General features: G+C 74.5%; 9 protein-coding genes and 1 pseudogene. 5 read left to right on the forward strand and 5 right to left on the reverse strand.

Going from position 1 to position 12,384, the window contains the following annotated elements:
- Positions 1-34 precede the first annotated feature (34 nt).
- Positions 35-202: a hypothetical protein gene (locus E4N63_RS08485; RefSeq protein ID WP_230240351.1), complete on the forward strand. Its 168-nt coding sequence runs from the start codon at positions 35-37 to the stop codon at positions 200-202.
- 1,689 nt (positions 203-1,891) lie between these two features.
- Here the strand turns inward: E4N63_RS08485 and E4N63_RS08490 are convergent.
- From E4N63_RS08490 to eccB, 3 genes are all read right to left on the reverse strand, one after another.
- Positions 1,892-2,326: a hypothetical protein gene (locus E4N63_RS08490; protein ID WP_125623802.1), complete on the reverse strand. Its 435-nt coding sequence runs from the start codon at positions 2,324-2,326 to the stop codon at positions 1,892-1,894.
- Between the two features lie 270 nt (positions 2,327-2,596).
- A complete protein-coding gene (gene mycP / locus E4N63_RS08495) occupies positions 2,597-3,868 on the reverse strand; it encodes a type VII secretion-associated serine protease mycosin (RefSeq protein ID WP_125623803.1) in 1,272 nt (423 codons plus the stop codon).
- 14 nt (positions 3,869-3,882) lie between these two features.
- Complete coding sequence (gene eccB / locus E4N63_RS08500) at positions 3,883-5,412, reverse strand: type VII secretion protein EccB (RefSeq protein WP_230240352.1); 1,530 nt, start codon at positions 5,410-5,412, stop codon at positions 3,883-3,885.
- Positions 5,413-5,586: 174 nt separating this feature from the next.
- On the opposite strand from eccB, the gene eccE reads away from it, so the two are divergent.
- On the forward strand, positions 5,587-6,912 hold the full coding sequence (eccE, locus tag E4N63_RS08505; RefSeq protein ID WP_230240353.1) for a type VII secretion protein EccE: 1,326 nt from the start codon (positions 5,587-5,589) through the stop codon (positions 6,910-6,912).
- Entirely contained in the window at positions 6,912-7,631 is a 720-nt protein-coding gene (locus tag E4N63_RS08510; RefSeq protein WP_125623805.1) for a hypothetical protein, read from the forward strand. The genes eccE and E4N63_RS08510 overlap by 1 nt, the downstream gene beginning before the upstream one ends.
- A gap of 139 nt (positions 7,632-7,770) precedes the next feature.
- On the opposite strand, the gene E4N63_RS08515 is transcribed toward E4N63_RS08510, so the two are convergent.
- Together E4N63_RS08515 and E4N63_RS08520 are read right to left on the reverse strand one after the other, a co-directional pair.
- The gene (locus tag E4N63_RS08515) at positions 7,771-9,357 is read right to left on the reverse strand and encodes a PQQ-binding-like beta-propeller repeat protein (RefSeq protein ID WP_230240354.1); all 1,587 of its coding nucleotides are present in this window, start codon (positions 9,355-9,357) and stop codon (positions 7,771-7,773) included.
- Positions 9,358-9,621: 264 nt separating this feature from the next.
- Entirely contained in the window at positions 9,622-10,029 is a 408-nt protein-coding gene (locus E4N63_RS08520; protein WP_230240355.1) for a PQQ-like beta-propeller repeat protein, read from the reverse strand.
- Between the two features lie 1,122 nt (positions 10,030-11,151).
- On the opposite strand from E4N63_RS08520, the pseudogene E4N63_RS31015 reads away from it, so the two are divergent.
- Positions 11,152-11,232 (forward strand): annotated as a pseudogene (locus E4N63_RS31015) (SCO5717 family growth-regulating ATPase); the annotation flags it as partial.
- Positions 11,233-11,552: 320 nt separating this feature from the next.
- Entirely contained in the window at positions 11,553-11,954 is a 402-nt protein-coding gene (locus E4N63_RS30530; RefSeq protein ID WP_268271660.1) for a hypothetical protein, read from the forward strand.
- Positions 11,955-12,384: the final 430 nt, after the last annotated feature.

Genomic DNA, 12,384 nt, shown 5'->3' on the forward strand with positions numbered 1-12,384 from the left:
ATTGCTGCGGTCATCCTGACTTCCGAACCTTCCAGTGTTATTCGATCACCGGTGGCACGGCACCACGCCGCCGCGCCATCCACTCGTCCTCGGTCAGGTGATCCGGGCGTTCCGGCTCGGGGCGCTGCCGGTCCTCGTTCCCGGACGGGCCCTGCCCGGCGGGCCGCTGACCGGAACGCTCGCCGGCAGCTGTGCCCTGTGAGCCCGCCCGGGATCCGGTGCCGCCCACCCCCGTGCCGCCGACGACACCGCGTGACGAGGGAGCGCCGCGACCGGCGGCCGGAGAGACTCCTCTCGGCGGGTTCGCCCCGATCACTCCCTGCTGGTGGGGCCGCGCACCGGAAGCACGCCTTGTGGTGTCCGCCGCTCCGCCAACGACTGTTCCCCGTGGGGCGCGCGCCCTGGCGGGGCCGACAGGACCGGACTGAGGCGTACCTCCCACAATGCCGGTTCCCCGGCCGACACGAGGACCAGCCGGGGAGCCGGGGCCTCCTGCCGGGGACCGGCCTGTCGGTCCCGGGCGCCCGGCCGCGGACGTCCGGTCCTGTGTGGTGCCTCCGGGACGTCCGGCCGAAGTCTGCCCGGGCATGCCCGGCCGCCCGCCCCACGGAGCCTGGCCCCGGGCACTGGTCGCGGGCGTACGTCCCGTGGTATTCGCCGGAGTCCCCATCGGTCCCGGGCGGCCCATGGGGCCAGGGCGCCCCGCGGCCTGGCCCGTGGTGGGGGCGCCGGGCATACCGGGCCGCCCAGGCGTTCCGGCCGCACGTCCGGGCGGCGTGGAGGGCGGTCCTCCGACGGGTCCGGGCCGCCCGGTCGTACGAGGTCCCGCAGGACCTCCGGACCGTGGAGACCCCGGTGTACTCACCGTGCGGGATGGGCCGGGGTTGCGTGCGGGAGTGCCGAAGTTCGGCCCCATGGAGGGCGCTTGGTGGTCACCGGCCGTGCCGGGGGCAGGAGCCGTCGGCGCGGGACCTCCGGGTGCGGTGGGCACCGGAGGTGTCTGGACGCTGTCGATCTCCATCGAGGGGCTCGGGACCGGAGGCCGTCCGTCGAGACCGATCCCCGCGCTAGACGGGCCTGCCGCCCCGGTGGCTTCCGGCTCCCGGATGCCCGCTCGCGGCTGGGAGGGGTCCGAAGTCCCTGCGTTCGCGGAAGCCGGGCCTGAGCCGACTTCGGACTGTCCGAGCGACGGCGCCGGCACCGGCGCGTTCAGCGCGCCCGGTGGCTTCGGGGGCTCCTGGGAGGCCAGTCTCTCCTCCGAGACCGCGTAGAAGGACGCCAGGCGGTTCATCTGGTTGATGGCCTCTTGACGGTCCTTCTCCACCTGGAGGGCCTTCTGGTACTCCGGGTTGTCCTGCGTGCGCTCCGGGGCGGAGAAGTCCTCGGGCTTCTTCTGCACGATCCGGCCGTCGCGCGGCGGGCGGGCGCTGCGCACGGAGGAAAGGCCCGTGCTCGCCACCTTCATCTGGGTGCCGACCGCGTTGGCGAAGGTACCCAGTTCCCAGGCGTACTTGACCAGTTCCTGTCCGTACCGCTGGAACTCGGTGGCCGCTTCGCCCTTCCACTCGGTCTTGGTGACGAACTTGTTGAGATCGTCCGCCGCATCGTTGAGCGCTTTCGTGGCGTTCAAGAGGGATCTTCCGGCGTCCTCCAAGTCGGAGGGATTCGCACTCTCCAGAAGGTCGAGCATCGGATTGAGCCGCGCGCCTTCGAAGTCCGTCCTGCCGAAGACACTCTTGCCGGGGCCGAGGCCGAAGGCTCCCCGGAAGAAGTCCGGCATCCGCTCCATCATGTCGGCGGCGCCGAACTCGGTCCTGATCTCTGCCGCGTCCGCCTTCTGCTGCTCCTCGGGGGTCAGCTCGGGCTTCTCGTCTTCAGCGCTCATCAGCGATCACCCCAACCCCGTGGTACCGCGCGTGATGTCCTGACGGGGCTGCTCCGGAGGTGCCGCCTCGTCCCGCTCCGCTTCCGCCTTCGCCGCCGCCTCCAGGCGCACCCTGATGTCGTGGAACCGGCGCCGCATGTCGTCCTCAACGTTGTCGAAGCCGATGTCCGCGGCATGGACCGCGATGCTCAGCATCTCGATCTGGTCGCCGAGAGACTTGGAGAGCTCGACCAGCGCCTTGTGGACGCGGTTGTACTGCAGGTAGAAGCCGTCCGCCTCGGCGAACGGCAGGCTCGTGCCGCTGAAGGAGGCGCGGGTGACCCGCTCCAGCGCCACCTTGGAGCTGCCCCCGTCCCCGCTCTCCAGCTCCGTCAGCAAGCCGTCGACCCGGGACCGGAATTTCTTGAGGGCATCCACGCCCAGCTCGAGGTCAGTCGCCACCGCTGCCCCCGCCGTTCACCGCTCCGAGCACGAGTGCTCATCCTCCCCGTTTTCACTGCAGCCGTCACAACGGGCCGTGGTGTCCGGCCTTCAGTGGTGTCCGGCCTTCAGCCGACTGCGGTCAGCCAACCGTAGCCACTGGGTGTGACAGTCCCAAGTCTCTTTCGGTCCCGGTACTCCTCCGGTGTCTCGCGCGGGAACAACCCTAGACCCCGCCCGTGCGAACAGATTGACGGTACGTCACGGCCGCGGGTCGCCCGCAGGGTGCCGTCAGTCCTCCGCCCCGGACGCGGCCCGGTTTCCCGCCCGCCGCCGCCAGTCCCGCAGGGCCACCGCGCCGCCGCTGATCGACGCGACCAGCACGCCGCCGCCCACGAGGACATAGGTCGCCAGCCGCACGTTGCGCTCCTCCGGGGTCTCGCCCAGGTGCAGTTCGGCCGGTGTGGGCGCCTCGGCCCTCGTCAGGCCCTCGCGGGCGCGTGGCTCCCGGACCGGTGCGTCGTCCTCGGTGAGGGCGCGTACCGGGTCGACGACGCCCCAGCCCACCAGCCGGTCGCGGCCGGCGACGGAGCGCTCGGCCGTCTGCTGGAGCTGGGCGATGATCTCCTCCTGCTCCCAGTCCGGGTGCTTGCCCTTGACGAGCGCTGCGATCGCGGCGACGTAGGGGGCGGAGAAGCTGGTGCCGTTGTCGGCGCAGTGGCCGCCGCCGGGGACGGTGGAGATCATGTCGACGCCGGGGGCCGCTATGCCGACGAAGTCGCCCGACTGGGAGAACGGGGCCCGTTCGTTGTTGCGGTCGGACGAGGCGACGGCCAGGACGCCCGGGTAGGAGGCGGGGTACGTCTTCTTGTCGTCGCCGCCGAGGCCGTCGTTGCCCGCCGACGCCACGACCACGACGTCCCGGGCCAGCGCCGCGTCGATGGCCTGCTTGAGCGCGGGGTCCGGCTCCACGGCGTCGGCCGTGTCCTGGGAGATGTTGATCACGTCGGCCTTCTCCGCCACCGCGTGGGCGATGGCCGCGGCCAGGGTGGCGGCGGTGCCGTGTCCCTCGGCGTCGTTCTGCTGGATGGGGATGATCGTCGCGTCGGGCGCCAGGCCGACGAAGCCGGTGCCCTTCGCCGGGCGGGCGGCGATGATCCCTGCGACCTTGGTGCCGTGGCCGACCGTGTCGGTGGTGCCGTTCTCCTTGCCCCGTTCGAGCTTGTTGCCGTTCTCGTCCTCGAGGTCCTTCGGCAGGAGGTTCCTGCCGCTTCCGGCGTCCACGGCGTCCCGGAGCTGGGGGTGGCGGGCGTCGACGCCGGTGTCGATCACGGCGACCCGGACCCCTTCGCCCGTCGACTGCTTCCACAGCTCGTCGAGCAGGACCCGCTGGAGCGCCCAGGGGCGGCCCTCGTACGGCTTTCCGGGGAAGGTGCACTGGCCCGGTGTGTCGGCCGCAGCGGGTGTCGCGGACAGACCGGCGAGGGTGAACGTGAGCGCGATCGCGGCCGCGGCGGTGAGCGGGCGGCGGTGCGCGAGGGACAGACGGTGGATGAGGGTCATGTGTCCGCCGGCCCTCACGAACCCTGCGGCTGGCGCGCGGCGCCGGTGGACAGCCGCGGACCGGTCGGCAGGAACGTGGACCAGGCCGCCGGGACCGGCAGCGGATCGACGTCCTTGTAGCCGAGCCGGTTCTGCGCCTGCTGCGCTTCCTGCATCCGTTGCTGCTTCTCCCGCTCCGAGCCGGAGGATCCGATGCCGGAGTCCTCCGCGGCGCTGTCGCCGTTGGACTGCATGGCGTAGCGGAGCCCGGTGTCGGTGACGAGGAAGAGGAAGCCGGTGCCGGTTTCGGCCCCCTTGAACTGGCGGAAGAGCTGGCCGGATCCGGGGGTGACGTAGGCGCTGCTGGAGCCGGTCGGCAGCGGGGCGGGGAAGCCGGTCCCGGCCCAGGTGCTGAGCGTGGTGGAGCCGTCGTCGGCGTCCACCTCGCGGAGGACGTTGCACACGGTGTTGCGGCTGCCCTCCGCGGTGCCGGCCTCGTTGACGGCCCGCGGCGCGTACTCGGGCCACCGGTTGTCCTCTCCGAACGGCTCCGAGGGCTCGAAGGCGGCGGCGCTGACGGGCTTCGCCCGCCCGTCCGGGCTGAGCCCGACCAGCTGCGGGCTGCTGAGCAGGAGTTTGGCCGTGAAGTCGGACACGGGGGCAACCCTGCCCTGCAGGACGACGTAACGCTGCTTGCGTGTGCCGTCGGTGGCGGTGAGAACCATGCCGACCTTGTCGGCCTCCGGCTCCAGTTCGCCCGGAACGCCGGCGGGCTCGCCCACCGGGCCGGGCACGGTCGGGAAGTCGACGGTGTCACCGCGGTGAAGGGTCTTCAGCCAGGTCTCGGAGACGCGCTGGGGCTTGTGGTTGTGCCCGACGAGCAGGCGGAGCAGCACCTTGTCCTCCGCCAGGGGGTAGGCGGTGCCGGCGGCGTCGACGACGTAGCGGGTCTTGTCGGGGCCCTCCACGTAGAGCAGTTCACCGCCGCGCAGCCGGTTCGTCCCCTCGGTCTTCGCCTTTTCGCGCTCGGCGAGGACGAAGGCCGCCTTCTGGATGGCGCGGCCGCCCTGGCCGGGGCGCTCGCAGACGACCCAGCGCATGGCCTTGCCGGCCTCCTCGGCTTCCGGGAGCCGGTCGGGGGCGTAGGGGATGCCGAGGGTGGCTCCGTGCGGGATCTTCCCGCTGTCGAGCGTCGCCTCGTCGACGGTGATGACCTTGTCCTTGTCGGGGGCGAGCAGCAGCTTGGCCGACGCCATGTTGAGCACCGGGTGGAGCTGCGGCTTCTTCTTGCCCGTCCGCAGCACCACGTAGCGGGTGGTGGACTTGCTGGCGATGATCACGTGTTCCTCGGGCACGTCCCAGCCCTTGGGGGCGACCGGTTTGAACATGCCCCAGGCGCCGAAGACCGCGAGAACGACCACGCCGACGACGGCACCCGGTACCACCGCGCGCAGCGGGCGCGGTGCCCCCTCCTCCGAGCCGGTCGCGTTCGGCTGGAGGAACTGCGCGACCAGTCTCCGCCTGGCGAACGTGTAGGCGTTGAGTTCGTCCCGCCGTGATGCCATGTGTCCGTTGCCTCTCCCCGCTGGACGGGCAGGTCCGCCACCGGTGGGGGAGCCCTGCCGCCGTGCCGCCCCTACTATGCCTGCCGGTGCCCGGGGCCCGTTGCTCAGGTAGGGTGACGGCCGTTCAACGCCTCCGGGGCGTGGGTGAATTGAACACGAGGGGGCAACACGGCGATGGGGGCGGCGACGCGCGCGCGAACCGGTCCGGCCACCGGTCCGGAGCCGTCCGGCTCCCGGCAGCCGGACGGCTCCGGGGCGTTCACCGCGCCACGGCCCCGGACGACGAGCCTCCGCCCGCTGTCGCGCACCGGCCGCACCGGATCCTTCCCGCTGCGCCAGCTGGTGCTGGTGGAGGCGGCGCTCGCCGTGGCGGCGGCCGGGTTCGCGCTCGGCGGCGTCTGGCCGGTACCCGCCATGGCCGTCGCCTGCCTGCTGTTGCTGCCGGCCGTGATCCGCCGCCGCGGCCACGCGATGCCGGACTGGATCGCGACGGTTCTGGCCCTGCGCGGACGCGGGCGGACGGCCGGGCCGTCCGCGCCGGAGACCGACCCGTCGCTGGCTCCCGTCGCGGAGAGCGTCCCGGGTTTCCGCCCGTTCCCGCACATCGACCGGAACCGCCGTACCGTCGGGATGCTCGGCGACGGCACCTTCCTGGCCGCGGTGGTGCGGGTCGAGGCGGGCGGGTCCTCGCTGCGGCCCGCCGCCGGCGCCCGCGCGCTGCCGCTGTCACTGCTCGGGCGTGCTCTCCGGATGGACGACATCGTGCTGGAGTCGGTGCAACTGGTGCAGCAGGTGCGGTCGGCGCCCGCCCCGCATCTGCCGCAGCAGGCGGTCGCGCGGCTCTCGTACGCCCCGCTGCAGGCGCGGACGGGCGCACCCGCGCTCAGGATGACCTGGGTCGCGGTGAAGCTGGACCCGGAGCTCTGCCGGGAGGCCGTCGAGGCGCGCGGCGGCGGGCCGGCGGGGGCGCAGCGCTGCCTCGCGCGGGCGGCGGACCATGTGGCGAGCAGGATCACCGGGGCCGGGTTCCAGGCCGTCGTCCTGAACCAGGAGGAGCTCAACTCCGCGGTGGCGACCGCGGCGTGTGCCAGCCCGCGGCTGTCGGCGCGCGCCGGGCTCCCGGACAGCGCGCCGCAGCGGCGCACCGTCGAGACGTCACGCGTCTGGCGGTGCGACGACCGCTGGCACACCACCTACGCCGTGGGGCGCTGGCCCGAGCTGGGCCCCGCCGCGATGCCGCTGCACCGGCTGGTGTCGCTGGTCACCGCCACACCGGCGTACGCCACCACGTTCAGCCTCTCGGTGCGGCCGGGCCCGCACCGGGGGTCGGTGGACGTCTCCGGCCACATCAGGGTCACCGGGGGCTCCGACACCGAACTGGTGGGCGTGCGGCGCGCCGTCGAGCAGGCCGCGCGGGGAGCGGGCATCGGACTGGTGCGGCTGGACCGGGAACAGCTTCCCGGTGTGCTCGCCACCCTGCCGCTGGGAGGTGCCCGCTGATGGCCCGCACGGGACCGGCGGCGCGGATGCCGCGCGGCTTCCTCGGCCCCCGCGGGGGCGGTCACACGATGGACGCGGGCGATCTGGACCTGCTCTCCCTGCCGGTGGGGGACGACGGTGTGGTGATCGGGGACGACGCCGAGGGCCACCCGCAACTGGTGGGATTCCACCGGTCGGTGCCCTACGACGTCCTGCTGATCGGCGGTCTCTGGACGGCCCAGGTCCTGGCCCTGCGGGCGGCGGGTACCGGCGCGCGCGTGGCGGTGGAGACCGGGCGTCCGCAGGAGTGGACCCGCCTCGTCCACGCGGCGGGTGCCGGTCTGGAGTGCATCACCCTGCACGAGGTGGGCCATGTGCCGCCCATGGGTGCCACGGTGGGGAGTCCGGTCCTGGTGGTGCGGGACTGCGGCATGAAGCCCCCGCGGGGCCGCGTGGTCTCGTCCCCCTGGCAGTCGGTCCTGACCCTGCTCCCCTATCTGAGCCCGGTGGGGCCCCGGTTGCTGCGCAGCGCCACCCTGGTGGGCGTGCAGCGGGTGTCTCCGCAGGAGGCCGGGCAGATCGGCCGGATCCTGGGGTTGTCGAGGGCCGAGAGCGACGCCCTGCCGACCCTCGCGGACGGTGTGACGCTGTGGTGTTCGGGGAGTGAGCGCCACTGGGTGATGACCAGCGGCACGGACGCCGAGACGGGCCTGCTGGGCATGGCCCGCCGGATGGAGTGACCTGCCGCCCCGCGCCCCGCCCCGGGTCACGGGGCGGGGCGCGGGGTACGGGACGTCCGTCATCGCGGGCCGGGCGCGGTCCCGGGCCCGGCGCGGCCCGCGCGCCGGGCCCGGTGTCCGGTGAGGCCGTCCGGCGCTGTCAGCCCTTCCCGATGACCAGGAGCAGCTTCTCCGGGGAGCCGCTTGAGGTGCCCGTCACCCGGTCCGAGGCGAGGTAGAAGCGGCCGTCCTCGTACACCGGGAACGGGGAGTAGAAGCCGTTCTCCGCGTCGCGGGCGGCCGCCGGGTTCTGCATCAGTGTCTTCGGCTTGCCGCCCTTGGCGCCGATGCTGACGATCCGGCCGCTCTTCTCATAGGTGGGCCGCTGGTAGGCGATGAGGTTCCCGCCGTCGGTGCGCAGCGGCATCATCGTCAGGTCGTTCCCCGCGGCGGACTTCCACTTCCGCTGGCCGGTGTCCAGGTCGAAGGCGTGGATCTCGTTGTAGCGGCCGAAGCCGTCACCGCTCTGCTTCTTGTCCTCGGTCGGCAGGTAGAACATGTCGTCGCTCGCCGCGACGCCCTGGCAGCCGTCCAGCTTCTGCGACATGATCCGCAGGCCGCAGGCCGGGCGGTAGGTCTCCTTGCCGAGGTCGATCTGCGAGCGGACCTTGCCGTCGCCGCCGATCGCCAGGATGCCGCCGGACTTGTTGTCCTTGTCGGAGAGGGAGACGACGACGGGGTCGGCGGAGAAGATGCTGCTGACGTTGAAACCCTTGGGGGCCTGGTACGTCCACTCGGCCTTGCCGCCGGAGGAGAGCTTCTGGAGCCGGCCGCCCTCGGTGCAGGAGTACGACCGCAGCAGGAACGTCCCGCCGCCCGCGAAGCCGTTGGGGGTGCACCCGCTGACCCGTGCCGTGTCCGTCAGTTCCTTGCCGTCGTCCAGCCGGAACAGAGCCGATCCGCCGAACCAGGAGGAGCCGACGGTGTCGCCGCCGACCGCCACCGTGGTGCCGATGAAGCCGCCGAATCCGCCGCCCTCGGGCAGGGCCTTGTCCCAGAGCTTCTTGCCCTTCTTCAGGTCGATCAGCGCCAGGTGGCTGCACCTGTCCTTCTTCTCGCCCTCGTAGGCGACGGCGACCCTGCCGTCGGACGTGGCGTTGACGGAGGACGCGCAGACGGTGCCGCCGAGTTCGACGGACCACTTCTCCTTGCCCTTCCCGGCGTCATAGGCGGTGACGGATTCCAGCGCGGCCTTCACGGCCGAGCCGTCGGCCAGCCAGAACCCGGGGGTGTCCACGCCGGACTTGGGCACGTCGGGCGCCGGCTTCTGCCACAGCACCTTACCCTCGCCCTCGCCGCCGGAGCCGGTGAGGCCGTCGTCGCCCGGGCGGGAGCCCGCTTCCTCGTCGCCGTCGCCGCCGCCGTCGGTCACGGCGCTGTCGCCGTCCTTGCCACTGCCCTTCTTGCCGGCGCCGGCGGAGGGCTTGCCGCCGTCGTCGTCACCGCCGGAGACGGCGAAGACCGTTCCGCCGACGGCGAGCAGGACCGCGAGGACACTGCCGATGATGACGGCCGTACGCTTCCTGCCCGGACCGCCGGGCGGGGGCGGGGCATGATGGGCGGCGGGTACGCGCCGTACACCGGCTGCTGCGCGTACGGGTTGGGCTGCCCGTAGGGAAGGCCGGGCCGCTGCCCGGGCTGCGGGGGTTCCACGGCCCGGCGGGCGCGCCCTGCGGTACCGGGGCATGGGCGGCGGCTGGTTCGGCGGGGGCCCGGGGCTGGCCGGGCGGCTGGTTCGGGGGTCGGTTCGGCGGCGGAGGCGGCTGCGACATGGTGGGTTCCCTCGTTGGTGGTGCGGTGCGTCGGTGGATACGGGTCGGTGGACGGGCCCGGGCCGCCCGTCCGGCGAGCGGGCGGACGGTCCGACGGGCCGGCGGCACCCGCCCGGTGGGCGGGGCGGGATGAGCGTATGCCGTGCCGGGGCGGGCTTCACCGTCCCGGCGGGCGGCGGCTATTCGTAGGCGACGATCAGGAACTCCTCGGAGCCCGTCAGGGATTCGCAGACGATGAAGAACTGTCCCCGGTCCAGGTACACGTCGAGCGGCGGATGCCGGGGGTAGTAGGCGTCGCGCTCGTTCTCGCTGTCGCTGTCGGGGTGCTGCTGGTACAGCGACGCCTTGCCGGAGTCCGCGTCGAAGCGCAGCAGCCGGCCGCCGCTCTCCCCGGTGGGTTCCGCGTAGCCGATGACGTTGCCGCCGTCGACGTCGACGGGGATCACCGTCCGCTTGTCCCCGGCCGCCGCCGACCACTTGACGTCCCCTGTCGCCAGGTCGAAGGCAGCGAGCCTGTTGAACTCGGTTCCCGCGTCGCTGTCGGTCTCCGCGGGCTTGGTGGGGAGGTAGAGGGTGTCGTCCGCCACCACCGCCGGCGTCTGCCCGTGCGGCGGGACCGGCGCGGCGGGCGCGGGCGGCGCCGGGGGCGGGGCGGGGCGGGCCGAAGGCTCCCGGAGGCCCCGTCCGCTGCACCGGGGCGGCGGTGTCCACGGTCCGGGAACGGCCGGGCCGGACGGTCCGCCGGGCGGAGGAGGTGGCTGGTTCATGCGGTGTTCGGGCTTCCCGGCTCAGAGGTCGTCAGGGGTCATCACAGGTCGTCAGGGATCGTCGGGGTCGTGGTGCGCCGAGAGTGCCCGGCGGCGGCTGCGGTCCCGGCTCCCCGGCGGACCGCGGCCGTGCCGGTGACGACGGTGCCCGGCCGGGCCGTGGTTCCGGGGCGCGGGCGTGTCCTCGCCGGGCTCCGGGGAGGCACCGGTGAGCGCCGGGACCGTCGGCCCGGGGGCGCCGGGGGCGCCGCGGCGTGGCCGGCCCGCCCCGGCGGCGGCCGGCGAGCGGCGGCGAGGGGAGGCGGCCGGTCCGGGCACGCCGGAGGCACCGGCTCCGCGCTCGTCGCATCGCGACCCATGGGACCCGCATCTCCCCCGTGTGCGCGGCCCGTTGGACCGTGCTCTGTCGCCTCGGCCCTCTACTATGCCGTTGGGTACTCCGCACGCATCGTGCGGGTGGGGCGAGTTCCGGCGGGCCCGCCCGGGAGGCCGCCGGGAACGGCGTCGCGGAGGACGGGACGGCGGGGCACGGCACCGTGGGGTCCGGGCGAGGGAGTCACCCTTTGGTGTAGCGAGCGGGGCCGTCCCCGCGCGACGGGGTCCCGGGCGGTCAGGGAGCCGGGACGTCCGGCGGGCCGCGGGGTACGCGCCGAGTCCCCGGTACGGCTCCGGCCGGATTGTGCCCGGGAGTTGGGCGGACCGCCGCGGGGCACGGCGGGTGACGCACGGCCCGTCCGCCGGGCATCACGAAGACACGGGCCACCGGTCCGCGCCGGACGGGCCTGCCGGACACAGGGTCCCGGTGATTAGGCTTGGCCGGGAGTCGGCGGCACAATCTGCGGGCGCGGCCGCCGCGTCATCACGGGGCGCGCCGGTGCGGAGGCCGCTGAAAGGCCGCCGCGGTACGGCCCATGAGGGTGCAACACCACACCAGGAGGCATTGTGAGCAGCGATCGGGACGAGATCCGCGCGGGCGGAACCACACCCGGCGAGGACCCGTCCGACGCGGAGCACGAGCACGAGCAGACGGGCGAGTTCACCATCGACTACACCCCGCCGGCCTGGTACACGCAGAACACACCCGGTGCCCCCGCGGCCGGGGACGACGCGCCGGAGGCCGCCGGGCCGCCGCCGGGCACCGCCGCGCCCGCCCCGGCGGGAACCCCGGCCGCCGGTGTGCCGGGGCTGCCGGCGCACGGCGGATTCGAACCCGCGGACGGGCCCGCCGTCCCCGCCGGGCCCGGCGCCGCCGACCCGGCCCCGCCGCCGGCGGCGCCTCCGCACGCCTCCGTACCGCAGCAGGCCCCGTATCCGCCGCCCGCCGCGGCACCGTCCGTGCCCCGATGCCCCGGCACCCCGGCCCCGCGCCGGATCCCGCGTCCCTCGCGAACGGCCCGGAGGGCGAGGGCCCGGCCGCCGCCGCGCCGGACGCGTCCTCCCCCGGTGCCGCGGACGAGAACGGCGAGGGCGGGGACGAACGTCCGCCGCCCGGCGGCGCCACCATGCGCTTCTCGGCGGCCGCGCTGCGCCAGGAGATCGCCGGCCGCTCCGCCGGGCAGCCGGCGGAGGGAGCAACCGGCGGCGGAGAGGACGCGGAGGGCGGTGACGCGACCGGCCGCGCGGACGAAGGCGCCCCGCCACTGATGCGTCCGGCGGGCCGCGCCCGGCCGAGGACGGAGCCTCCGGCGGCGACGCGCACCCGGACGGCCCGGATCCGGACGGCGCCGGAGCCGCCCGGACGGTGAGTCCTCCGGCACCGCTCCCGCCGGGGCCCGCCCGCCGACCGGCCCGCGCAGCCCGCCCCGGGTGCTCCGCTCGTCCCCCGCAGGTCCCCGGCCCCTGCGGGACCGGGTACGCCGCAGGGCGGGCTGCCACCGCTGCCGCCGTCCTTCCAGGCCGCCGACACGCCCCCGGGCCCGCCGCCCGCTCCGGCCCCGGTTACGGCTATCCGCAGCAGCCCCGGCCGGGCCGCCCCGTACCGCCGCAGCCGGCCGCCCCGTGGCCACCGCACGGGCCCGCGGCGTCCCAGCACCCGCAGGCCGGTTACGGCTACCCGCAGTCGGGAGCCCCGGCCGCGCCCGGCGCGGGGAGGCGGCCGGGCCGCAGCCGCCGGCCCACCAGCCCCAGCCGCCGCAGCAGTACGACCCGGCGGCCGCCCAGGGCGCCCAGCCCGGC

This window comes from Streptomyces sp. MNU89 (assembly GCF_020982505.1).
Lineage (GTDB): Bacteria > Actinomycetota > Actinomycetes > Streptomycetales > Streptomycetaceae > Streptomyces > Streptomyces xinghaiensis.